Annotated in this window: 17 protein-coding genes and 1 pseudogene; 12 read left to right on the forward strand and 6 right to left on the reverse strand. The window is 73.3% G+C overall.

Translation table 11 applies throughout. The annotated features are described in order from the left end of the window. The first annotated feature begins 401 nt into the window (after positions 1-401). Complete coding sequence (locus tag B9L22_RS09330; RefSeq protein WP_086150255.1) at positions 402-1,766, forward strand: MATE family efflux transporter; 1,365 nt, start codon at positions 402-404, stop codon at positions 1,764-1,766. A 99-nt stretch (positions 1,767-1,865) separates the two neighbouring features. On the opposite strand, the gene rplI is transcribed toward B9L22_RS09330, so the two are convergent. From rplI to B9L22_RS09355, 5 genes are all read right to left on the reverse strand, one after another. Next, positions 1,866-2,312, reverse strand: a complete 447-nt coding sequence (gene rplI, locus B9L22_RS09335) for a 50S ribosomal protein L9 (RefSeq protein ID WP_047230914.1) — start codon at positions 2,310-2,312, stop codon at positions 1,866-1,868. 19 nt (positions 2,313-2,331) lie between these two features. Then, positions 2,332-2,568, reverse strand: a complete 237-nt coding sequence (gene rpsR / locus B9L22_RS09340; RefSeq protein WP_021481584.1) for a 30S ribosomal protein S18 — start codon at positions 2,566-2,568, stop codon at positions 2,332-2,334. 101 nt (positions 2,569-2,669) lie between these two features. Further along, the gene (locus B9L22_RS09345) at positions 2,670-3,215 is read right to left on the reverse strand and encodes a single-stranded DNA-binding protein (RefSeq protein ID WP_021481583.1); all 546 of its coding nucleotides are present in this window, start codon (positions 3,213-3,215) and stop codon (positions 2,670-2,672) included. A 154-nt stretch (positions 3,216-3,369) separates the two neighbouring features. Further along, the gene (rpsF, locus tag B9L22_RS09350) at positions 3,370-3,660 is read right to left on the reverse strand and encodes a 30S ribosomal protein S6 (protein ID WP_009863694.1); all 291 of its coding nucleotides are present in this window, start codon (positions 3,658-3,660) and stop codon (positions 3,370-3,372) included. A 152-nt stretch (positions 3,661-3,812) separates the two neighbouring features. Then, positions 3,813-6,224, reverse strand: a complete 2,412-nt coding sequence (locus B9L22_RS09355; protein ID WP_086150116.1) for a penicillin-binding protein — start codon at positions 6,222-6,224, stop codon at positions 3,813-3,815. 413 nt (positions 6,225-6,637) lie between these two features. Here B9L22_RS09355 and B9L22_RS09360 point away from each other — a divergent pair, with 413 nt between their 5' ends. The 4 genes from B9L22_RS09360 to B9L22_RS09375 all read left to right on the forward strand — a co-directional run bounded on the left by B9L22_RS09360 (position 6,638) and on the right by B9L22_RS09375 (position 12,076). Beyond that, the gene (locus B9L22_RS09360; protein WP_021482833.1) at positions 6,638-7,333 is read left to right on the forward strand and encodes a PadR family transcriptional regulator; all 696 of its coding nucleotides are present in this window, start codon (positions 6,638-6,640) and stop codon (positions 7,331-7,333) included. Next, a complete protein-coding gene (locus tag B9L22_RS09365) occupies positions 7,330-8,421 on the forward strand; it encodes an inositol-3-phosphate synthase (RefSeq protein ID WP_021482832.1) in 1,092 nt (363 codons plus the stop codon). Before B9L22_RS09360 ends, B9L22_RS09365 begins: the two co-directional genes overlap by 4 nt. A gap of 433 nt (positions 8,422-8,854) precedes the next feature. After that, complete coding sequence (locus tag B9L22_RS09370; protein ID WP_086150117.1) at positions 8,855-10,186, forward strand: MFS transporter; 1,332 nt, start codon at positions 8,855-8,857, stop codon at positions 10,184-10,186. 327 nt (positions 10,187-10,513) lie between these two features. After that, positions 10,514-12,076, forward strand: a complete 1,563-nt coding sequence (locus B9L22_RS09375; RefSeq protein WP_233139913.1) for an MDR family MFS transporter — start codon at positions 10,514-10,516, stop codon at positions 12,074-12,076. Positions 12,077-12,209: 133 nt separating this feature from the next. Here B9L22_RS09375 and B9L22_RS09380 read toward each other — a convergent pair whose 3' ends face one another. Continuing rightward, positions 12,210-13,664 carry a CCA tRNA nucleotidyltransferase gene (locus B9L22_RS09380; protein WP_255376896.1) on the reverse strand — a complete coding sequence of 485 codons (1,455 nt, stop codon included), beginning with the start codon at positions 13,662-13,664 and terminating at the stop codon, positions 12,210-12,212. 152 nt (positions 13,665-13,816) lie between these two features. On the opposite strand from B9L22_RS09380, the pseudogene B9L22_RS09385 reads away from it, so the two are divergent. From B9L22_RS09385 to B9L22_RS09415, 7 genes and pseudogenes are all read left to right on the forward strand, one after another. Next, positions 13,817-14,404, forward strand: a pseudogene (locus tag B9L22_RS09385) (NUDIX hydrolase); the annotation flags it as partial. 128 nt (positions 14,405-14,532) lie between these two features. After that, positions 14,533-16,806, forward strand: a complete 2,274-nt coding sequence (locus B9L22_RS09390) for a DUF6049 family protein (RefSeq protein WP_086150120.1) — start codon at positions 14,533-14,535, stop codon at positions 16,804-16,806. After that, on the forward strand, positions 16,803-18,722 hold the full coding sequence (gene murJ, locus B9L22_RS09395; protein WP_340697512.1) for a murein biosynthesis integral membrane protein MurJ: 1,920 nt from the start codon (positions 16,803-16,805) through the stop codon (positions 18,720-18,722). The genes B9L22_RS09390 and murJ overlap by 4 nt, the downstream gene beginning before the upstream one ends. Before the next feature lie 98 nt (positions 18,723-18,820). Further along, complete coding sequence (locus B9L22_RS09400) at positions 18,821-20,677, forward strand: protein kinase family protein (RefSeq protein ID WP_233139914.1); 1,857 nt, start codon at positions 18,821-18,823, stop codon at positions 20,675-20,677. 353 nt (positions 20,678-21,030) lie between these two features. Then, positions 21,031-22,059: a thioredoxin-disulfide reductase gene (gene trxB / locus B9L22_RS09405; protein ID WP_086150122.1), complete on the forward strand. Its 1,029-nt coding sequence runs from the start codon at positions 21,031-21,033 to the stop codon at positions 22,057-22,059. Positions 22,060-22,098: 39 nt separating this feature from the next. Then, positions 22,099-22,431, forward strand: coding sequence for a thioredoxin (trxA, locus tag B9L22_RS09410; protein ID WP_021479912.1), 333 nt, complete (start codon positions 22,099-22,101; stop codon positions 22,429-22,431). 136 nt (positions 22,432-22,567) lie between these two features. Then, entirely contained in the window at positions 22,568-23,896 is a 1,329-nt protein-coding gene (locus B9L22_RS09415; protein WP_304441589.1) for a PLP-dependent aminotransferase family protein, read from the forward strand. The last annotated feature ends 110 nt before the right edge of the window (positions 23,897-24,006 follow it).

Consider the following 24,006-nt stretch of genomic DNA (forward strand, 5'->3'; position numbering starts at 1 on the left):
GCCCCTCGCTCCCCCGGGACTGGAACGGCCCTTGCGGGACCGCACGACCGGGACCACTCTTCGTCGTACACGTGTTCTACCGCGGGCCACCCACACGACTGTCCCGGTGGCCGCGCCCCCCGCCTCCGACAGGCACGACCCCGCGACACTAGATCGCGACCGGACGCCCTGCAAACGGCCCTGTGCACGCCCGGTGGACAGGGACCCCCGTTCCTGTGGACACAGTCCCCCACACTGTGCACACCCGGTGGAAAACGGTGTGGACAACCTCACGATCTTCCTGTGTACATCGCCGTGAGCGGCCTCTGACCAGCCTCATCACTACCCTCAGGGGTGTGGAAGAAAGAAAGTCGGGCGACACGCCGACGACACGCCGGACACCGTCCGGCCACCCCGACGACATCGGGCCGTCGTCCGGCCCCGATGCGTCGTCCACAGGTCGCCGTGCCCGGTCCTGGCTCGACCGGGAGATCCTCGCCCTCGCCGTCCCGGCGCTCGGCGCGCTCGTGGCCGAGCCGCTGTTCGTGCTCGTCGACAGCGCCGTCGTCGGCCACCTCGGCACCGCGCAGCTCGCTGGCCTCTCCCTCGCGTCGACCCTCCTCGTGACCCTCGTCGGCCTGTGCGTCTTCCTCGCCTACGCCACCACGGCCGCCGTCGCGCGCCGCATCGGCGCCGGCCACACGCGGGAGGCGCTCCAGTCCGGGATCGACGGCCTCTGGCTCGCCGTCGGGCTGGGTGCGCTCCTCGCGGCCGTCCTGTGGACGACGGCACCGTGGGCCGTCGGCGCGATGGGCGGCACGGGTGAGGTCGCCGAGCACGCCGTGGTGTACCTCCGCTGGTCCGCGCTCGGGCTCCCCGGGATGCTCCTCGTCCTCGCGTCCACCGGCGTGCTGCGCGGCATGCAGGACACCCGGACGCCCCTGTGGGTCGCCGCGGGCGGCGCGACGTTCAACGCGGTCCTCAACGTCGTGCTCGTCTACGGGGCAGGGCTCGGGATCGCCGGGTCCGGCATCGGGACGGCGGTCGCCCAGCTCACCATGGGCGCGGTGCTCGTCGTGGTCGTGGTGCGCGGCGCCCGGCGGCACGGCGCGTCGCTGCGGCCCGCCGCGGGCGGGATCTGGGCCAACGCGCGTGCCGGCGCCCCGCTCTTCGTGCGCACGCTCTCGCTCCGCCTCGCCATCCTCCTCACCGTGTTCGTCGCGACCGGGCTCGGGGAGGTCGCCCTCGCGGGCTACCAGGTCGTGAACTCCGTCTGGGGGCTCGCGGCGTTCGCGCTCGACGCGCTCGCCATCGCGGCGCAGGCGCTCGTCGGGCACGGGCTGGGGGCTGACGACGTCCCGCGCGTCCGCGCCGTCCTGCGACGCACCCTCCAGTGGGGCGTCGCCGCCGGGGCAGGCCTGGGCGTCGTCATGGCCGCGGGCGGCTGGTGGTTCGCGCTCCTCTTCACGTCCGACCCCGAGGTGCGCACCGCCGTCGCCGTCGGCATGGCGGTGTGCGGCGTCCTCCTGCCGATGGCGGGGTGGGTGTTCGTGCTCGACGGCGTCCTCATCGGCGCCGGGGACGGCCGCTTCCTCGCCTGGGCGGGCATGCTGACACTCGTGGTCTACGCGCCGTTCGCGCTCGCCGTCCGGCACTGGGCGCCCGACGGCGCGGCAGGCCTCGCGTGGCTCTGGCTCGCCTTCGCGGGGGTCTTCATGGCGGCGCGCGCCGTCACCACCGGGCTCCGTGCGCGCGGGAGCGCCTGGATGGTCACCGGCACCGCCTGAGGGCTCGGCGCGCGCAGCCGAGCACGACGGGGCCGGACGCGACGAAGGCCCGGCCCCTCCGAGGAGGGGCCGGACCTTCGCGGACTGCTCAGCAGCAGATCAGGCAGCGACGACCTTCACCGCGAGGGTCGCGGAGACCTCCGGGTGGAGGCGGACGGAGACCGTGTAGTCCCCCGTCGCCTTGATCGGCTGACCGATCTCGATCTTGCGCTTGTCGACCGACGCACCGGCGGCCGTCACGGCGGACGCGATGTCCGCCGTCGTGACGGCGCCGAAGAGGCGACCGGCAGCGCCGGCCTTCGCCTCGACGACGACCGGCTTCGACTGCAGCGAGTCGCGGATCGCCTTCGCGTCGTCGAGCGACGCGATCTCGCGGGCCTTGCGCGCCTTGCGGATCGCAGTCACCTGCGACTCGGCGCCCTTGGACCACGGCGTGGCGAGCTTGCGCGGGACGAGGAAGTTACGGGCGTACCCGTCCTTCACCTCGACGACGTCGCCGGGCTCACCGAGACCGGTGACCTCGTGGGTCAGGATCAGCTTGGCCATGAGTTCTCTCCCTTCCCGCTCAGCGAGCCGTCGACGTGTACGGCAGCAGCGCCATCTCGCGCGCGTTCTTCACCGCACGGGCGATCTGGCGCTGCTCCTGGACGGAGACGCCGGTCACGCGACGCGCGCGGATCTTGCCGCGGTCGGAGATGAACTTGCGCAGCAGCGCGGTGTCCTTGTAGTCGACCGACTCGATCTTGGCCGACTTCAGCGGGTTGGACTTCTTCTTGGGCTTGCGCACCACAGGCTTCGCCATGGTGTTGCTCCTCTACAAGGTGCGATCCCCGCGCGCGGACCGCGCCGACGAGCGGCGCGGCACCCGCGGGGACGGGTGTGTGTTCTGGGAGTGGCGGACGATCAGAACGGGGGCTCGTCGGAGAACGAGCCACCGGACGACGCGGGACCAGCCGTGGCCCACGGGTCGTCGCTCTGCTGCTGACCGCCGCCGGAGCTGAATCCGCCGCCGGAGGCACCGCCGGAGTTGGCGCCACCTCCGTAGCCGCCACCGCCGCCGAAGCCGCCACCACCGCCACCCGAGCGCTGGGCGCGGGTGACCTTGGCAGAGGCGTAGCGCAGGGAAGGACCGATCTCGTCCACCTGCAGCTCGACGACGGTGCGCTTCTCCCCCTCGCGGGTCTCGTACGAGCGCTGGACGAGGCGGCCCTGCACGATGACGCGCATGCCCTTCGTCAGCGACTCCGCGACGTTCTCCGCGGCCTCGCGCCAGATCGAGCAGCGCATGAACAGGGTGTCCCCGTCCTTCCACTCGTTCGACTGGCGGTCGAAGGTCCGCGGCGTGGACGCCACCGTGAAGTTGGCCACCGCCGCACCCGAGGGGGTGAAACGCAGCTCCGGGTCTCCCGTGAGGTTCCCGATCACCGTGATGACGGTGTCACCTGCCATGGCCAGCTCCTTCGTGTGTCGTCTGTGTCGTCGACGGCGCCGTGCGCCTCGCTCGTAACGTTCTCGCGTCGCTCATCCCACCACGCGGCGCCCACACGCGCTACGGCGTGCAGCAGACCGGTGCAGGACGGTCGAACGGGGGAAGCGGGGAGGATCAGCGAGCGTCCGTGCGCAGGATCTTGGTCCGCAGGACGACCTCGTTGAGGCCGAGCTGACGGTCCAGCTCCTTGGCGGTGTCGGAGGTCGACGTGAAGTCGACGACCGCGTAGATGCCCTCGGACTTCTTGTTGATGTCGTACGCCAGGCGGCGACGACCCCAGATGTCCACCTTGTCGACGGAGCCGCCGTCGGTCTTGATGACCGACAGGTACTTGTCGAGCGACGGGGCGACGGTGCGCTCCTCGATCTCGGGGTCGAGGATGATCATCAGTTCGTACTGACGCATGCGGATAACCCACCTCCTCTGGTCTTCGCGGTCACGGTCTCTCCGTGACAGGAGGGTTCATGCTTCATGCTGCTGCCGTCCGACGGGCGGACGGCAGCTCCCCAGGGTACCCGCTCGGCGCGGGCGCCCGGAAATCTGCGGCGACGGGCCGGTCAGCCCCTGCCCGGGATGATGCCGCCGACGTTGCCGTTGCCCCCGCCGGGGTTGCCTCCACCACCCGGGTTCCCGGTGTCGGTGGGCGACGGGTCCGGATCCTCCGGATCCGGCGTCTCGGGCGGCGGTTGCTGGCCCGGATCAGTCCCCTTGGAGACCACGAGCGCGATGGTCGACCCCGGCGGCACCTGGTCCATCGAGGACTGGCTGATGACGTAGCCCCGCGGCTGCTGGTCGGAGAACTCCTCGGTGATCCGCACCTTGAGGCCGGCGGCCTCGATCTGGCCGCGCGCGGCGCGCGCCTCCATGCCGACGACGGACGGCACGGCCACGTTCTCCGGCTGCTGGGGCTCCTCCGTCTCCTCCGGCGTCGGCTCCTCGGACGGGGTCTCCGTCGGGGTCTCGGTGGGCGTCTCCGTCGGCTTCGGCTTGGGCGGGGTGTAGTCCGGGAACTCCCCCGCCGGCAGGTTCGCCGCGGCGGTCTGCATGTACGACGTCCAGGCCTCGACCGGCCACGAGCCACCGGTGATCTCGCTGTTGACCCACTTGCCGAACGGCGTGATCTGCTCCTGCTCGCCGTTGGGGCCGGACTGGTAGAGACCGACGACCGTCGCGAGACCGGGGGTGAAGCCGGCGAACCACGCGGACTTGTTGTCCGTCGACGTACCGGTCTTGCCTGCCGCGGGACGACCGATCGCCTGCGCGGGCTTGCCCGACCCCGTCTCGACGACCTGGGAGAGCGCGTACGTCGCCCCGGCCATCACCTCGGGGTCGAACTCCTGCGTCCGGTCGTCGGCGCCCGGCGCCTGGTAGACGAGGTTGCCGCGCGAGTCGGTCACGGACGCCACGATGTGCGGCGTCGCCTTCAGACCCTGGGCCGCGATGGTCGCGTACGCGTTGGTCAGCTCGAGCGGCGTCACCGTCGCGTCACCGAGCACGTTCGCCAGGTTCGACCCGACGTCCGCCTTGATGCCCAGGCGAGCCGCGACGTCCGCGGTCTTCTCCGGACCGACCTCGAGGTTGAGCTCCGCGTACGCGGTGTTCACCGACTGCGCGGTCGCCTCGGTGAGGTCGACGTTCCCCCAGTCGTGGTCGCCGAAGTTGCGGACCTTCCAGTCCTCGCCGTTGTCGGCGCCGGGGAAGGTCTTGGGCGAGTTGCCGTCGAAGCGCTCGTCGAGCGTGTGCCCGTTCTCCAGGCCCGCGATGAGCGTGAACGGCTTGAACGTCGAGCCGCCCTGCGCGGCCCCGCGGGTCGCGTTGTTGTACTGGTTCTCGAGGAAGTTCTTGCCGCCGTAGAGGGCGCGGATCGACCCGTCGTTCGGGTCGACGGAGACGATCGCGGTCCGGAGGTTCGGGGAGACGGGGTTCTCGTCGCGACCCTCCTGGGGGAGCGAGTCCGCCGTCGCGACGGCGGCCTGCTGCATGGCCGGGTCGATCGTCGTCGTGACCTTGTAGCCCTTGCTCGTGAGGGCGTCCTCGCTGATGCCGATCCCCTCGCCGGCCAGCTCCTGCTCGACCATGGCGAGGAGGTAGCCCGTCGGGCCGTCGTACTTCTGGGACTTGACGTACTCGACCGCCTCGGGGAAACCGGCAGCGACCGCCGCCTGGTGCTCCTCGGCGGTGATGTGGCCGTCCTCCTCCATGTTCCGCAGCGTCCGCTGCCACCGCTCCTCGGCCTGGGCGTGGTTGACGGCCGGGTCCCAGTTGGTGGGGCTGGGGATGATGCCGGCGATCATCGCGGCCTGCGACACCGTGAGGTCGGCGGCGTTCACGCCGTAGTACTTCTTGGCGGCCGCCTGGATGCCGTAGGCGCCACGACCGAAGTAGATGGTGTTGAGGTAGTTGCCGAGGATCTCGGGCTTGTCCTGCTTCTGGGTGATCTTGACGGCGAGGATCGCCTCGCGCGCCTTGCCCGCGTAGTCGGTCACGGTGTTCGTGTAGTACCGCTCGACGTACTGCTGCGTCAGCGTGGACGCGCCCTGACGGCCGCCGCCCTTGATGTTGTTGTAGAAGGCGCGCGCGATGCCCTTGACGTCGACGCCGGAGTTCGTCCAGAACGTGCGGTCCTCGGACGCGACGACCGCGTTGCCGACGTACTCCGGCAGCGTCGCGTAGTCGACGATCTCGCGGTCCTCGACCGCGTACTTGCCCATCTCGGTCGTGCCGTCGCCCCAGTAGACGGTCGACGTCTGGGCGCCGACGCTGGGCAGCTTCGTCGGCACGTCGGTCGTGTACCACGCGGCGACGGCGACGCCCGCGACGAGCGCGATGCCCGTCAGCATGGTCCCGACGACCACGCGCCACGACGGCAGCCAGCGGCGGACGCCCTTGACGTGCGAGCGTGGGTAGTTGAAGAACCGACGGCGCCCGCGCGGGGTCGTCCGTCCGTTCGTCCTCGTGGATCGCGCCACGGTCTACCTTCCTCTGGGGGGCATCGAGGAGCCGGCTCGCGTCGACCGCGGGCCCGCCCGTGGGCCGCCGTGCGGAGACCACCTGACCGACGGGACGGGCCCCGCCTCGGGGGCGGGCCGCCGTCGGGCACGAGGTCGGCGCACGCCGGACCACCCTGAACAATAGGGCGTCACCCTGTCCCGACAAGGGTTCAGCGCACCGTGAGCGGGATCGTCCGCCATTGATTCGCCCGGGCGTCCCGCCGCCTCCGCGAGTTCTTCACATGCCCGACGACGCGTGTCACAGTGCGGTCAGGATTGCACGACACATCGGGACGACCTAACCTGTCGATGTATCGACTCGATACATCGGGTCGAACAAGATCCCAGCGGGTCCCTCCGGGGCACGCCGAGGAGCGTCAGGAGGTGGGATCGTGCGGAGCAAGACACCTGTGCTCGAGACCGCGATCCTGGGGCTCCTCAAGGAGGCACCGCTGCACGGGTACGAGTTGCGCAAGCGGCTCAACATCATGCTCGGCTCCTTCCGCGTGCTGTCCTACGGCTCGCTGTACCCCGCCCTCAAGTCGCTGGTGGCCCGCGGGCTCATCACCGGCACGGAGCAGTCGGCCGCGCAGTCGACCCTCGCGCCCGCCCTCTCGGGCAAGCGCGCGCGGATCGTCTACGAGCTGACGGCCGAGGGCAAGGAGCACCTCCAGACCGTCCTGGCCTCCTCCGGGCCGGCGGCGTGGGAGGACGAGAGCTTCGACGTCCGGTTCGCGTTCTTCGCGCAGACCGACGCCGAGACCCGCATCCGCATCCTCGAGGGCCGGCGCACCCGGCTCACCGAGAGGCTGGAGGCGGTCAGGGAGTCCGCGGCTCGCACGCGCGAGCGGCTCGACGAGTACACGCTCGAGCTGCAACGCCACGGACTCGAGCAGGTCGAGCGCGAGGTGCGCTGGCTCGACGGTCTCATCACCACCGAGCGCGACAGGAGCTCCGGGCACGCCCGGGGCGCCGCCCGCGCGCGGTCCAGCAGCACCCCGCATCCTGCGGAACCATCCGAGCAGGAGCCCGACGGCGCGAGGCGTCCCGAGGACCCTGGAACAACGAACACCAAGGAGCGAGGATGACCTCCATCCGCGTCGCCATCGTCGGCGTAGGCAACTGCGCATCGTCCCTCGTCCAGGGCGTGCACTTCTACCGTGACGCCGACCCGAGCAGCACCGTCCCGGGCCTCATGCACGTCCAGTTCGGCGACTACCACGTGTCGAGCCTGGAGTTCGTGGCGGCGTTCGACGTCGACGCGAAGAAGGTCGGCTTCGACCTCTCCGAGGCGATCAACGCCTCCGAGAACAACACGATCAAGATCGCCGACGTCCCGCCGCTCGGCGTGACCGTCCAGCGCGGCCCGACCCTCGACGGCGTCGGCAAGTACTACGCGCAGACGATCGAGGAGTCGGACGCGGAGCCGGTCGACGTCGTCGCCGCGCTGCGCGAGGCGCAGGTCGACGTGCTCGTCTGCTACCTCCCCGTGGGCTCGGAGCAGGCCGCGAAGTTCTACGCGCAGGCCGCGATCGACGCCGGCGTGGCGTTCGTCAACGCGCTCCCCGTCTTCATCGCGTCCGACCCGGAGTGGGCCGCGAAGTTCGAGGAGGCCGGCGTCCCGATCGTCGGCGACGACATCAAGTCGCAGGTCGGCGCGACGATCACGCACCGCGTGCTCGCGAAGCTCTTCGAGGACCGCGGCGTCGTGCTGGACCGCACGTACCAGCTCAACGTCGGCGGCAACATGGACTTCAAGAACATGCTCGAGCGCGAGCGCCTGGAGTCCAAGAAGATCTCCAAGACGCAGGCCGTGACCTCGAACCTCGAGGGCCCGCTCGGCGGCAAGAAGGAGGACCGCAACGTCCACATCGGCCCGTCGGACTACGTCGCGTGGCTCGACGACCGCAAGTGGGCGTACGTGCGCCTCGAGGGCCGCGCGTTCGGCGAGGTCCCGCTGAACCTGGAGTACAAGCTCGAGGTGTGGGACTCCCCCAACTCCGCCGGCATCATCATCGACGCCGTCCGCGCCGCGAAGATCGCCAAGGACCGCGGCGTCGGCGGCCCGATCCTCTCGGCCTCGACGTACTTCATGAAGTCCCCGCCGGTCCAGATGGAGGACACGAAGGGCCGTGCGCAGCTGGAGGCCTTCATCGCCGGTGAGGTCGAGCGCTGATCCGGAGTGCAGCGAAGGTCGAGAGCCCGGCACGCTTTTCGCCGGGCTCCCGGCCGTAGCGGAGCGCAGGGCCAGCGCGACCGAAGAGTCGAGCGCTGACCTGGAGCCCTGAAAACTGAGCGCTCCGCCGAGGTAGAGCCCTGGTCGTCCGGCAGGAGGACCAGGGCTCTACCTCGCTCGGCTGGGTTCGTCGTCGGCCGCGGCCGCGCTCGAGGTGAGACGGCACCGGGAGGGCGGGGAGGCGCGCCGCGTCGTGGCGGGTCTGGCGGGAGCCGCGAGGGACGAGCGGCGGATGGTAGACGCGGCGCGCCTCCCCGCCCGACCTCCCAGCGCGACCCACGTCGTCGGCCCCCTACCCTCCGACCCCCCGCACGATGCCCCACGGGGGACAACCGCATGTCCGACCGCACGACGACGAACGTAGGGTGACCGCGTGGGTGTGATCTCCGAGCTGCGGGCGCTGCTGCGTCTGGACGGCTTCCGCAAGCTGTTCGCCGTCCGGCTCGTGTCGCAGGCCGGGGACGGCATGTTCCAGGTCGGCCTGGCGTCGCTCCTGTTCTTCTCCCCCGAGTCGCAGGGCACGGCGGCGGCCATCGCGGGCGCGTTCGCGGTGATGCTCGCGCCGTTCACGATCGTCGGCCCGTTCGCCGGGGTGTTCCTCGACCGCTGGCAGCGGCGTCAGGTCCTCGCGTGGGGCAACGCGGTGCGCGTCGTCATCACGCTCGGCATGGCGGTGCTCATGCTGACGGGCGGGGTGAGCGGCTGGATCTACGCGCTGGGCCTGGCCGCGCTGTCCGTGAACCGCTTCCTGCTCGCGGGGCTCTCGGCGGGCCTGCCGCGGGTCGTCGACGGCCCGCTGCTCCTCACGGCGAACTCCCTCACGCCGACGCTCGGCGCGGGTGCGGCGTTCGTCGGGGGCGGGATCGGCGTGGTGCTCGGGCTGGCGTTCGAGCCGGGCCGGGTCAAGGACTCGTCGGCGCTCGTGTGCGCGGCGCTGGTCTTCGGCGTCGCGTCGCTCCTGGCGCTGCGCCTCGGGCGCACGCAGCTCGGCCCGGAGCGCCCGGCGGAGTCCGCGATCCGCTCGGAGATCGCGCGGGTCGCGCGCGGTCTGGCCGACGGCGCCCGGTACCTCGTCGCGCGCCGCACGCCGGGGCAGGCGCTGCTCGCGATGGCGACGCACCGCTTCCTCTACGGCGTGGTGTTCATCGCGTCGATCCTCATCGCGCGCAACCTCCTGAGCCCCGGCGACCAGGACGCGGGCTTCGTGACGTTCGGGCTCGTCGTGGGGCTCACCGGCGTGGGGGGTGCCGCGGCGGCGGTCATCACCCCGTTCCTGTCGCGCCGCACCGGCCCGCAGGTGTGGATCGCGATCATGCTGCTGCTCGCGGCGGCGAGCCAGCTCCTGCTCGTCACGACGCCGTCGCGCGCGGTGGTGTTCACGGGCGCGACGCTGCTGGGCCTGGCCGCCCAGGGCACGAAGATCGCGGTCGACACGATCGTCCAGCGCGACACGGACGACGAGTTCCGCGGCCGCGCGTTCGCGTTCTACGACGTGCTCTACAACGCGGCGTTCGTGGGCGCGGCGGCCCTGGCGGCGTTCACCCTCCCGGACACGGGCTGGTCGCGCGGCGTGTTCGCCGTGCTGGCGGTGGCCTACTGCGTCGCCGCCCTGGTCCTGTGGACGCGGGGCGCGCGCACGCCGTCCGAGCCGGGCGACGCCGTCGTGCCCGACGCCGGGACCTCCCCCCGCACGTCCCCCGCCTGACGCAGCCCTCCGCTCGACCGCCTGCGCGACGCGCGCGGGCCGCCTTCTGCCCTCGGCGTACCGATGAGTCCGGGGCGGAAAAGAGGTCGTCACCGTCGGCGGGAATAACGCAGGATGGTGAATGGTCGTACAGGGTACGGATCGTCGCGGCGAGCGCCGCGCGGGCCGTCCCGGGTCGCGTCACCCTGCTCGTGGCCCCGCCGACCGAACCGACACCGTCGTCGCGTGCCCCCGCACGCGACCGTCGCGCTGCCCTGCAGCGCACCCTGCCCCCGACCGGGTCCGACCCTGCGCCCGGGCCGCCACCGACGCGAGCGGAGACACACCGTGACAGCCTCCCCCACCCACGACACCTCGGCCGCCGTCGACCGCCTCCCCCGGGCGGACTTCCTCGTCATCGCGCTGCTGCTCGGCTCGGCGTTCGTCGTGATCCTCAACGAGACGACGATGAGCGTGGCGCTCGCGCCGCTCATGGCGGACCTCGGGATCACCGCGAGCACGGGCCAGTGGCTCACGACGGCGTTCATGCTGACCATGGCCGTCGTCATCCCCGCGACCGGGTTCCTGCTCCAGCGGCTCGGGACGCGCGGCGCGTACCTGCTCGCGATGTCGCTGTTCAGCGCGGGCACGCTGCTCGCCGCGCTCTCCCCCGGCTTCGCGTGGCTGCTCGTCGGGCGCGTCGTCCAGGCGTCGGGCACGGCCATCATGATGCCGCTGCTCATGACGACGATCATGACGCTCGTGCCGCCGGCGATCCGCGGCAAGGTCATGGGCAACATCTCTATCGTCATGGCCGCCGCGCCCGCGCTCGGGCCGTCGCTCTCGGGCCTCATCCTCAACTCCCTGAGCTGGCGGTGGGTCTTCGGCATCGTGCTGCCCATCGGTCTCGTCGCCCTCCTCCTCGGCTTCCTGTACATCCGGGACGTCGCGGACCGTACGCACTCGCGCCTCGACCCGTTCTCCCTGGTCCTCGCGGCGTTCGCGTTCGGCGGGCTCGTCTACGGGCTCTCGAGCATCGGGGAGGCCGCGCGCCACACGCCCGTCGTCCCGCCCGCCGTGCCGCTCGCTCTCGGCGTCCTCGCGCTCGCCGCGTTCGCGTGGCGGCAGATCATCCTCCAGCGCGAGGACCGCGCCCTGCTCGACCTGCGCGTGTTCACGCACCGCGGGTTCAGCGTGCCGCTCGGCATCATGGCCGTCGGCATGGTCGCGATGTTCGGGTCGCTCATCCTCCTGCCGCTGTTCCTCCAGGACGCGATGGGCCTCGAGCCGCTCGCGACCGGGCTCATCGTGCTCCCGGGCGGGCTCCTCATGGGTCTGCTCGGCCCGACCGTCGGCCGGCTCTACGACCGGGTGGGACCGCGTCCGCTCGTCATCCCGGGCGTGAGCGTCGTCGCGGTGGCCCTCGCGGCCTTCACGACGATCCACGCCGACTCGTCGCCGTGGTTCGTCCTCGCGCTGCACGTCACGCTGAGCCTGGGCCTCGCGTTCATGTTCACGCCGCTGTTCACGTCCGCGCTCTCGTCGCTCGAGCCGCACCAGTACTCGCACGGCTCCGCGTCGATCGGCACGGTGCAGCAGCTCGCGGGCGCCGCCGGGACCGCGATGTTCGTCGCGGTCATGACGTCGCGCTCGATCGCCTACGGCGAGGCGGGCGCGTCGCCCCGGGTGGCGCTGGCCGAGGGCGTCGGCGACGCGTTCGTCTGGGGCACGGCGGTCATGCTGGTCGCCGTCGGCCTGTCGTTCCTCCTGCGCCGCAGCGCGCCGCCGGCGCACGGCCACGGCGCGGCGCAGCCCGGCACGCAGGACGCCCCCGTCGAGGACGCCCCCACCGTGGACTCGCGCACCGAGGACGCGAAGGTCGAGGCCGCCCTGGCCACCGACGACGTCTGAGGCGTCCGGCACGACGTCGCACCCGCGAGCACGGCAAGGGGTGCCGCTCTCAGCCCGAGAGCGGCACCCCTTCGGTGTTTCCGCTCCTTCTCGCCCCCGAGCGCTCACCCGCGCGCACGCGGACGGGCCCCGCTCAGGGCACCGACGACTCCGGCTGCTCGGCCCACCACCGCAGGAGGTCCGCGCGTGCCGTCTCCTCGTCGACGGGGCCGCGGTCGAGGCGCAGCTCCAGCAGGTGCTTGTACGCCTTCCCCACAACCGGCCCAGGGCGGATCCCGAGGATCTCCATGATCTGCTGCCCGTCGAGGTCGGGGCGGACGGCGTCGAGCTCCTCCTTCGCCTGGAGGTCGGCGATGCGGCGCTCCAGGTCGTCGTACGACTCGCGCAGCCGCTGGGCCTTGCGCCGGTTGCGGGTCGTGCAGTCGGCGCGCGTGAGGCGGTGCAGGCGCTCGAGCAGCGGGCCGGCGTCGGTCACGTAGCGGCGCACGGCCGAGTCGGTCCACGCGCCGTCGCCGTAGCCGTGGAACCGCAGGTGCAGCTCGACGAGGCGCGCGACGTCCTTGACCACCTGCTTGTCGTACCGCAGCGCCTTGAGCCGCTTGGCGACCATCTTGGCGCCGACGACCTCGTGGTGGTGGAAGCTCACGCCGCCCCCGTCCTCGAACCGGCGCGTGGGCGGCTTGCCGACGTCGTGCAGGAGCGCCGCGAGGCGGAGCACGAGGTCGGGCGCGGGGACGGCGCCGTCGGGCCCGGTCTCCTGCGCGATGGCCTGGTCGAGGACCGTGAGCGAGTGCTCGTAGACGTCCTTGTGCCGGTGGTGCTCGTCGATCTCGAGCTTGAGCGCCGGCAGCTCGGGCAGCACGTGGTCGGCGAGGCCCGTGTCCACGAGGACCTCGAGCCCGCGCCGCGGCGCGGCGCCGCACAGCAGCTTCGACAGCTCGTCGCGCACGCGCTCGGCCGAGACGATCTCGATGCGCTCGGTCATGAGGACGAGCGCGGCGAGCGTGCCGCCGTCGACGTCGAACTCGAGCTGCGCGGCGAACCGCGCCGCGCGCATCATGCGGAGCGGGTCGTCGTCGAACGACCGCTCGGGGGCGATCGGGGTGCGCAGGACGCGGCGGGCGAGGTCGCCCAGGCCGTCGAACGGGTCGACGAACGTCATGTCGGGCACGCGCACGGCCATCGCGTTGACGGTGAAGTCGCGGCGGGACAGGTCGCCCTCCAGCGTGTCGCCGAACGCGACGACGGGCTTGCGCGACGTCGGGTCGTACTCGTCCGTCCGGTACGTCGTCACCTCGACGACGAGGTCGTCACCGGGGCCGCCGCGCCCGAAGCGCTTCGCGCCGATCGTGCCGAACTCCTTGCCGATGTCCCAGTGCGCGTCGCCCCACCGCGCGAGGATCGCCTCGGTCTCGTCGGGCGACGCGGAGGTGGCGAAGTCGAGGTCGTTGCTCGCCCGCCCGAGGAAGGCGTCACGGACCGGTCCCCCGACGAGCGCGAGCTCGTGGCCCGCGGCGCGGAACGCCTCGCCGAGCTCGATCGCCGCGGGCGCCATCTCGGTGAGCACCGCGAGGGCCCGGCGCTGCAGCTCGAGCGCGTGCGGCGTCGCGGGCGGTGTCGGCTGGGGCGACGGCGAGGGGGACGAAGGCTGGGGCACGACACCCAAGCCTGCCAGATGCGGCGCCCGCGCCGGGGAGCCGGTCCCGGGGAGGTGGGTGCCCACTCGGTAAAGTTGAACCCATGTCCACCCCCGCGCACGCCGACGACCCCCGGAGGGATCCGGCGGGCGGGCGTGGCGACGGCCGCGGGCAGCCCGCCCCCGTCCCGGCCCCGCCGGGCGGCCACGCCCTCCGCATCGACCCGCGCTCGCGACCGGGCCCCGCGCCGGCGCCTCTCCCGGTGGTCGACGAGGTCTCCGCGGGCGGGCTCGTCATCACGGTCGACGGTGGTCACCCGTGCGCGGCGATCATCGCGCGGCGCAACCGCGGGGGCCGCCTGGAGTGGTGCCTGCCGAAGGGCCACCTCGAGGGCGACGAGACGCCGGAGCAGGCGGCCGTCCGCGAGATCGCCGAGGAGACGGGCATCCGCGGCGCGGTGCAGGAGCCCCTCGGCGTCATCGACTACTGGTTCACCGGCGACGACCGGCGCGTGCACAAGGTCGTCCACCACTTCCTGCTCCGCGCGACGGGCGGGTACCTCACGGTCGAGGGCGACCCGGACGGCGAGGCCGAGGACGTCGCCTGGATCCCGGTCGCGGACCTCCCCGCGCGGCTGGCGTACCCGAACGAGCGGCGCATCGCCGTCGTCGCGCAGGGCGTCCTCGAGGGCCGTCGCACGCGGTTCCACGGGGTGGTCGAGAGTAGGGTGACCCGGACGATCGTCCGCCCGCACGGCCACCCGCACGACGGCCGCGGCGGCCCGGCACCGCCCGCCCCACGGAGCTCGACCGACCACTCATGACGCCCTCCTCCCGCAGCGGTGCGCGCCCTCCCGGCGCCGCGCCGGTCTCGCTCCGCGGTCCGTCCGCACGGCTGCTCGTCGCCCTGCTCCTGGTGCTGGTCGTCGCGGCCGGCGTCCTGCTCGGCGGCACGACGGCGGCCCCGCCCGCCGCGGCCGACACGGTCCCGGAGGGCGAGGACGCGGTGACGCTCGAGCTCACGTCGCTCGCACCGACGGTCCTCGCGCAGGACAGCACCCTCACCGTCACCGCGCGCGTCACGAACGGGACGGAGCAGACGCTCGGCTCCCCCGCGGTGACCCTCGGCGTCGACCGCCGCGCGCTGCGCACGCGGTCCGCGCTCGAGAGCTGGACGACGACCGGTCTCGACGGGCGTGTCGGCGCCACCGTCGCCACCGAGGACGTCGGGCGGCCGCTCGCCCCCGGGGAGAGCGCCGACGTGACGCTCTCCGCGTCGGCCGCCGAGCTCGGCCTCGGCACGGGCAACGACCCGGGCCCGCGCGGCCTGGCGGTCGCCGTGTCCGACGGCGGTACGCGCCTCGCCGTGCAGCGCACGTTCGCGCTCCGGGCCCCGGCGGACGACGTGTCTCCCGTGCGGCTCAGCGTGGTCGCGGCGGTGACGGGCCCCCCGGTCGACCCCGACCCGGTCGCGTACGACGACGCGCTCTCGGCCGCGGTCGCCAGCGAAGGACGGCTCGGCCGCCTGCTCGCCGCGACGGGCGGGACGTCCGACGTGGGCTGGGTCGCCGACCCGGCGCTGCTCGCGGCCGCCGCCGTCGCCGCCGACCCGGCGGTGAACGCCTGGGCGGACGCCGTGAGCGGGGCGACCGCCGGGCGCTCCACGTTCGCGCTGCGCGCCTACGACCCGGACGTCGCGGCGTTCGCGCACGCGGGCCTCGCACTGCCCGAGGGGACGCCGCTGCCGTCGTCGGGCACCTCGTCCGACCCGGCGTCGGGCACGGCGGCCGACGACACGACCGACGGCGCCGACGACGCCGCGGAGACGGGGAGCCCCGCGCCCCCGGACCCGACGAGCGGGTGGCGCACCGACCTCGCCTGGCCGGCCGACGCCGTCCCCGACCTCGCGACCACGACGCTCGCCGTCGCGTCGGGAGCGACCGCGACGGTCGTCGGCCCGGGCGGCCTCGCGCCGGACGAGTCGCTCACGTACACGCCCTCGGGCGTCGCGACGGTGACGACGTCCGCGGGACCGGTCACGGCGCTCGTCGCCGACCCGGTGCTCACCGCGCTGCTCTCCGCCGGCGACGGCTCCGGCGTCTCCGCCACGCAGCGCCTGCTCGCCGAGACGGCCGTGATCGCGCGCGAGCGCCCCGCCGACCAGCGGCACGTCCTCGCCGCCCTGCCCCGGTCGTGGGAGCCCGAGCCCGGCCTGTTCACGGCGCGGCTCGACGCGCTGCGCGACTCCGGCTGGGTCGACCTCGCGCCCGTGGACCAGCTCCTCGCGGTCGAGCCGCCCGCCGTCGACCGCGCAGCACTGCCCGAGGACGCCCCCGCCGACGGCGAGATCGGTGCCGCCGAGCTCCGGTCCCTCGACCGGTCGCGCGCGGAGCTCGCCGCGTTCGCGACGGTCGCGGCGGACCCGACGGCGCTCACGCGCCCGCTCGAGCCGGCGTTCGTCACGCCGACGGCCGTCGCCTACCGCGCGGCGCCGCCGTCGCGCACGCTCGCCGTCCAGCAGGCCGAGCAGCGGTCCGCCGCGGTGCGGGGCGGGCTCTCGGTGGAGACGCGCTCGTCGTTCTTCTTCGTCGCCGAGCAGGAGGACCTGCCGGTCCGGGTGCGCAGCACCCTCACGCAGGACGCGACGGTCCAGGTCGTCCTCCGTCCGGACGACCCCCGGCTGCGGGCCCCGGAGCGCACGACGGTGACGATCCCGGCGGCGACGCGCGACGCGGACGGCGACCTCGTCCCGACCGAGGCGAGCGTCGGGGTGCCGGTCGAGGGCTTCGGGAGCGGCAACGTCACGGTCGAGGTCGAGCTCGTCAGCGCCGCGCAGCCCCAGGTTCGGGTCGCGGAGCCGCAGCAGTTCGTGGTCCGGGTGCGGGCCGACTGGGAGTCCGTCGGCACGGTCGTCGTCGCCGTCCTGCTCGTCATCGCCCTGTTCGCCGGCATCTGGCGCACCGTGCGTCGTGGCCGCTCGCCCCGTCGTCTGGCCGGCGCCACGCTCGACCAGCCGTCACCGCAGGACCCGCCGGCCGCTGCGCCGGGCGGGCCCGACGGACCGCCCCGCCGCGACGAGGAGCGCGTCGAGTGAGCCCCGGCCAGCCGCGGCACGTCCGGCCCGCGGGTGCCGGACGGGGGCCACGCCCCGGCACCGCGCGTGCCGTCGCCCCGGACCGCGGCGCGCTCCCCGGCGACCCCGCGGCGTCGGGCACCCCCGACGAGACCGCGGAGGCGGGCGCCACCGAGGCCCCGGCGCCCCGCACGGGGAGTCTCGGCCGGTCGTCGGCGCTCATGGCGTCCGGCACCTTCGTCTCGCGCGGCCTCGGCCTCGTGCGCAACGTGCTGCTGGTCGCCGCGATCGGCACGACGGGCCTCGTCGCCGACGCGTTCGACGTCGCCAACAAGATCCCCAACGTCCTCTTCGCGATCCTCGCGGGCGGCGTGCTCAACGCCGTCCTCGTCCCCCAGATCGTGCGGGCCTACCGCGCGCGCAACACGCAGGAGCGGCTCGACAAGCTGCTCACGCTCTCGGGCGTGATCCTGCTGGCGCTGTCCGCGCTGCTCACGGCAGGTTCGAGCATCCTCGTCGCGCTGTACACAGGACCGGGCTGGACGGCACCGCAGACGTCGCTCGCCGTCGCGTTCGCGTTCTGGTGCACGCCCCAGCTCTTCTTCTACGGCCTGTACACGCTGCTCGGGCAGGTCCTCAACGCGCGGGGGCAGTTCGGCCCGTTCATGTGGGCGCCCGTGCTCAACAACGTCGTGTCGATCGCCGGGTTCGCGGCGTTCATCGCGCTGTACGGCCCGGCGGCGACCGGGAACGTCGACGACCTCACGCAGTGGGACGGGACCAAGATCGCGCTCCTCGCCGGCACCGCGACGCTCGGCGTCGCCGCCCAGGCGCTCATCCTCGTCGTCCCGCTGTGGCGCGCAGGCTTCCGCTGGCACCTGCGGTTCGGCCTCCACGGCATCGGCCTGCGGTCCGCGGGCCAGGTGGCCCTGTGGACGTTCGCCGCCGTCCTCCTGGAGCAGGTCGGCGTCCTGTTCACGACGCGCTTCGCGAGCGAGGCGCCCCGTGCGGCGCTCGCGCAGACCTTCGGGGCCTACCGCGACGACCCCGGGACCCTGGGCGCCGTCACCGGGCTCGTGACGGGCGCCCCCGGCGCCTTCTCGGACGCGCTGGCCGTCGCGGGCAACGCGGCCTACACGCAGGCGCTGATGATCTACCTCCTGCCGCACTCCCTCGTGACCGTCTCCATCGCGACGGCGCTGTTCACGGGCATGAGCGCGGCCGCCCACGCGGGCGACCTCGCGCGCGTGCGGCACGACCTCTCGCGCGGCGTGCGCACCGTCGGCGTGTTCACGGTGTTCGCGACGGCGGTCCTCGTCGTCCTCGCCCTGCCCGTCACCAAGCTGCTCGTGCCCTCGGTGGACGCCGCCTCGGGCGAGGCCGTGTCCATGGTGCTGCGCGCGATGGCGCTCGGGCTCGTGCCGCTCGGCGGCATGGTCCTCATGAAGTGGGTCTACTACGCGTTCGAGGACGGGCGCACGGTCTTCTGGATCCAGGTGCCGGGCACGCTCGTGCTCGTCGGCGTGTCGTGGCTCGGCACGCAGGTCCTCCCTCCCCAGCTGTGGGTCGTGGGCATCGGCCTCGCGATGAGCCTGTCCAACCTCGTGGCGGTCGGGCTCCGCACCGTCGGCCTGCGGCGCACCCTCCACGGGCTCGACGGCGCACGGATCCTCCGCCTGCACGTCAAGGCCGGCCTCGCCGCGCTCGTGAGCGCCGTCGCCGGGTGGGGCGTGCTGCGGGCCTTCGTCGTGCTCTCGGGCGACCCCGCCGACGGGATCTACGGGCTCTCGTGGTGGCAGTCGGTCGTCGTCGTGGCGGTCGGCGGCACCGTGATGGGCCTCGTCTACGCGGGCGGCCTCAAGCTCATGCGCGTGCGCGAGCTCGACCAGCTCGCGGGACCGCTCGTGGGCCGCGTCAGACGCCTCGTCCGCCGGTGACGCGACACGTCTGACGTGCGGGTATCCGGTGATACGGGGGCAATCCGGGCCCGCGTACCATGGGGTCTCGACCACGAGTCCCACACGGAGGAGGTCCGGTGAACGGCGTGGCCCCAGGAACGTTGCTCGTCGCGCGCTACCGGCTCGACGAGCAGCTCGCGTCCGACCTGTCGGACGTCACGGCATGGTCGGCCCACGACCAGATCCTCGACCGACCGGTGCGGCTCTCGGTCGTCACCGGCGCACACGTGGCCGAGGCGCTCGACTCCGCACGACGCGCGGCGCTCGTCGTCGACCCGCGCCTCACGCGGGTGCTCGACGTCGGGTCCGAGGACGGCGTGGCGTACGTCGTGACCGAGCGCTACACGGGCATCACGCTGAGCGAGGTCGTCGCCGGCGGGATCGTCGACCCGCAGCAGGCGCGCGCCATCGTCGGCGAGGCTGCCGCAGCGCTCGAGGTCGCCCGGCGCCGCGGTGTCCACCATCTCGCGCTGCGCCCGGACGCGGTGCGCGTCGACGGCAGCCGCGTGCTCGTCACAGGCCTCGGGCTCGACGCGGGCGTGGCGGGCCACGACCAGCACGACGCCGAGCAGACCTCGCGCGCGGACGCCGTCGGGCTCGTCGCGCTCCTCTACTACGCGATGACGGCCCGCTGGGCCGGGCCGTCCCTCGACGTCCCCTGGATCGCCGCGGACTCCATCCACCCGCTGCCGGCGCAGCGCGCGGGCGACAGCGTGCTCGCCCTCTCGGACGTCCGTCCCGACGTCCCCGCCGAGCTCGACGAGCTGTGCGCCGAGACCTTCGCCGGCACCCACGGCACCGCCGCGGAGTGGACCGCGACGCCCCTGGGAGAGGGCCCGCGCTCGCCCGCCGACGTCGTGGGTGCGGTCGAGCCCTGGGGCGAGGTCTCCGTCGTCGCGGCGCTGCCCGCTTTCGTGCAGCCCGCCGCCGGTGTGAGCCGCCAGTCGGTGCGGACGGCGTTCGACGGCGCGGCCAGCGCGCCGCCCGGGACGCCGCCGCCCGCGCCGCCCGTCCGCCGTCCGACGACCGGACGCATCCACCGCGTCGGCGCGGTGCCGGGTTCGGCCGGTGCGGGAGCGGCGGCGTACGCCGCCGGGGCGGCGACCGGGGCCACCGCCGCCGTGCCGCCGCCCACCGCCGAGGCGTACTCGGTCCCGCCGCCGCCCGTCGGCTACGACGCGGGCACCGTCCCCCTGCCGTACGACCCGGCGTCCCCGCCGCCCCCGCCCGCCGGTCCCGACGCCGCGCAGGCCTGGAGCGAGCCCGTCCCGTCGCGGCGCGGGCCGCGACGGTTCAACGCGACCCCGATCGTCCTCGTGCTCGTGCTGGCCCTCGTCGTCGGGGGTGTCGTCTGGGCCGTCAACACGGCGTTCGACGGCTTCGGCCCCGCCGTGCAGACCAACGAGCCCACCGCGGGCGGGTCGGAGGCACCGGCCGAGGGCGGTGAGGGCGACGCCTCCGCAGGTGAGGAGGCACCGCCTGCGCCCGAGGTCCGCCCGATGATCGCGTCCGGCACCGCGCTCGACCCCGAGGGCGACGCCGCCGGCAACAACGACGGCGAGCACCCTGAGCTGGCGTCGCTGGCCCACGACCAGCAGCCGGACACGACGTGGATCTCGCGGCGCTACAACGCGGCGGACTTCGCCGGGCTGCGCTCGGGGATCGGTTTCGCCGTCACCCTGGAGGAGAAGGCTCCCGTCTCGTCGATCGTCATCGACACCGCGACGAACGGCGGCAACGTCGAGATCCGCGCGACGAGCCCGGACACCCCCACCGAGGGCACCGTGCTCGCCTCCGGGCCGCTCTCCCCCGGTGCGACGTTCACCTTCGAGCAGCCGGTCGAGGCCGAGTCCATCGTCCTGTGGTTCACCGAGCTGCCGCAGAACCCGGCCGGCGAGTACCGCGCGGAGATCAACGAGATCCTCGTCTCCTGACGTCGTGGGGGGCCCGACGCCGGGTCCCCCACGGTCCACGGCGTCGCCTGCCGCTGTGCTCGTGCCCGCGGTGCGGTGCTCGTCGCGGACACCTGCGACGCCGCCGGCCGCCCGTCGCTCTGGCGCCACGAGGCCGTGGAGCGCCCGCCCACGGCACCGTGTCGGCGGGCACGGCCGCGGGCTGGCGCCGGGACCATCGCCGCGGCGAGCCGGGTGCCGGTCGGTTCGCACCCACGGTGAGCCGAGCACCCGCCGACCCGCGAACCCCCGTACCGTGGAACAGAAGCCGCCCCGGCGGCGTTCACACTCTCGCGTGGTCGGCCGCCACGCACCGAGCATCCGAGGAGCAGCACGTGACCGAGCAGTCAGCCGTCCAGAACCTGATCATCGTCGGGTCCGGTCCCGCCGGGTACACCGCGGCGATCTACGCGGCGCGCGCGGGCCTGTCCCCGCTGGTGCTCGCGGGGTCGGTGACCGCCGGCGGTGCGCTGATGAACACGACCGAGGTCGAGAACTTCCCCGGGTTCCCCGACGGGATCATGGGCCCCGAGCTCATGGACCACATGCAGAAGCAGGCCGAGCGGTTCGGCGCGCGCATCGAGTGGGACGACGCCACGCTGCTCGACCTCGAGGGGCCGGTCAAGACCGTCGTGACGGGCAACGGTGACACCTACCGCGCCCGCGCCGTCATCCTCGCGACCGGGTCCGCCTACCGCGAGCTCGGCCTGGACGACGAGAAGCGCCTGTCCGGCCGCGGCGTGTCCTGGTGCGCGACGTGCGACGGCTTCTTCTTCCGCGACCAGCACATCGCGGTCGTCGGCGGGGGCGACTCGGCGATGGAGGAGGCCACGTTCCTCACCCGCTTCGCCGAGAAGGTGACGCTGGTGCACCGTCGTGACGAGCTGCGCGCGTCGAAGATCATGGCCGACCGCGCGCTCAACGACCCGAAGATCGAGTTCGCCTGGAACAGCGAGGTCGCCGGGATCGAGGGCGACAAGAAGGTCGAGGGCGTGACGCTGCGCGACACCGTGACCGGCGAGGAGCGCGAGCTCCCCGCGACGGGACTGTTCGTCGCCATCGGCCACGAGCCCCGCACCGAGCTCGTCAAGGGTCAGATCGACCTGGACGACGAGGGCTACATCCAGGTCGTCGGGCGCACCACCGCGACCAACCTCGAGGGCGTGTTCGCGTGCGGCGACGCCGTCGACCACACCTACCGCCAGGCCATCACCGCCGCCGGCTCGGGGTGCTCCGCCGCCCTCGACGCGCAGCGCTACCTCACCGAGCTCGCGGACGCGGCGGGCCTCGCGGACCTCGCCGGCACCCCGCAGACGCCGAACCCCGACGAGCTGCCCGAGGCGCTCGCCGAGCTCCAGGCCTGACCCTGCACCGCAGCCACCGACGTCCCCAGGAGGTTCACCATGTCGACCGTCCCCGTCACCGACGCCACCTTCCGCGCTGAGGTCCTCGAGTCCGACGTCCCCGTCCTCGTCGACTTCTGGGCGACCTGGTGCGGCCCGTGCCGCCAGGTCGCACCGATCCTCGAGGAGCTCGCCGAGGAGTACGACGGCAAGATCAAGATCGCCAAGCTCGACACCGACGCGAACCCGGAGACGACCGCCGCCTACGGCATCGTGTCGATCCCGACGCTCAACGTGTACGTCGGCGGCGAGCTGCAGAAGTCGATCATCGGTGCGCGCCCCAAGCGCGCGCTCACGGAGGAGATCGACGCCGTGCTCGCCACGACCGTCTGAGCCGTCGCCTCCCGCGACCGCACGGTCTGCGGAGCGACCTCGCACCACGCACGCCGGAGGGCGGGCCACCAGCACGGTGGTCCGCCCTCCGGCGTCTTCACGCGATCCCCCGATCCTCCGTGCCACACTGGGGATCGTGACTGGACCGACGACTCCCTCGCAGCAGCCCGCTCCCAGCGGCACCCGCCTCGACCCGTGGTTCGGTGCCTACGCAGAGCGAGCGCACGGGATGCGAGCGTCGGAGATCCGAGCGCTGTTCTCGGTCGCGAACCGGCCGGAGGTCGTGTCGCTCGCCGGCGGCATGCCGTACCTCGAAGGCCTCCCCCTCGACCAGATCGCCGACACCATGCAGCGCCTCGTCGCGACGCGCGGTGCCACGGCGCTCCAGTACGGCTCCGGTCAGGGCGACGAGACCCTGCGCGAGCGGATCCTCGACGTCGTACGGCTCGAGGGCATCGAGTGCCACCCCGACGACGTCGTCGTGACGACCGGCTCGCAGCAGGCGCTCGACCTCGTCACGCGGATCTTCGTCGACCCGGGCGACGTGGTCGTCGCGGAGGCGCCGAGCTACGTCGGGGCGCTGGGCGTGTTCCGGTCGTACCAGGCCGACGTCGTGCACGTGCCCCTCGACGAGCACGGGCTCGTCCCGGAGGCGCTGGAGGAGACGCTCGCGCGCCTCGCCGCCGACGGGCGTCGCGTCAAGCTGCTCTACACCGTCCCGAACTTCCACAACCCCGCCGGCGTGACCCTCACCGCCGAGCGCCGCCCTCGCATCCTCGAGATCGCGCAGCGGTACGGCGTCCTCGTCATCGAGGACAACCCCTACGGGCTGCTCGGCTTCGACGGCCAGACGCTCCCCGCGCTGCGATCCCTCGACGAGGACGGCGTCCTCTACCTCGGCTCGTTCTCGAAGACCTTCGCCCCGGGCTACCGCGTCGGCTGGGTCGTCGCGCCGCACGCCGTCCGCGAGAAGCTCGTGCTCGCCAGCGAGTCCGCGATCCTGTGCCCGTCGAACGCGTCGCAGCTCGCCATCGCCGCCTACCTCGACACGTGCGACTGGAAGGGCCAGATCAAGCAGTTCCGCGAGCTCTACCGCGAGCGTCGCGACGCCATGATCGGCGCCCTCGCCGAGCACCTCCCCTCGGCGCGCTGGACGGTGCCCGACGGCGGCTTCTACACCTGGGTCCAGCTCCCCGACGGGCTCGACGCGCGGTCCATGCTCCCCCGCGCGGTCACCGCGCGCGTCGCCTACGTCCCCGGGACCGCGTTCTACGCCGACGGCACGGGCGCGAGCCATGTGCGCCTCTCCTACTGCTTCCCGACCCCGGAGCGGATCCGCGAGGGCGTCCGTCGCCTCGCGGGCGTCGTGAACGCCGAGCAGGAGCTCGTCGAGATCTTCGGCACCAACGCCGAGCTCGACCCCGACGTCACGGACGTCGAGAACCCCTCGCCGAACCTGGCCTGAAGCCCCTCACCACACGACGCCGCGGCCGCCCCACCGGGCGGCCGCGGCACCGAACAGGAGTCCGTCACCAGTGGACACGACCACGGGCAGCCCCACGACGAGCGGCGTAG

The sequence above is a fragment of the Cellulosimicrobium sp. KWT-B genome, assembly GCF_002127155.1.
In the GTDB taxonomy this organism is placed as follows: domain Bacteria; phylum Actinomycetota; class Actinomycetes; order Actinomycetales; family Cellulomonadaceae; genus Cellulosimicrobium; species Cellulosimicrobium funkei.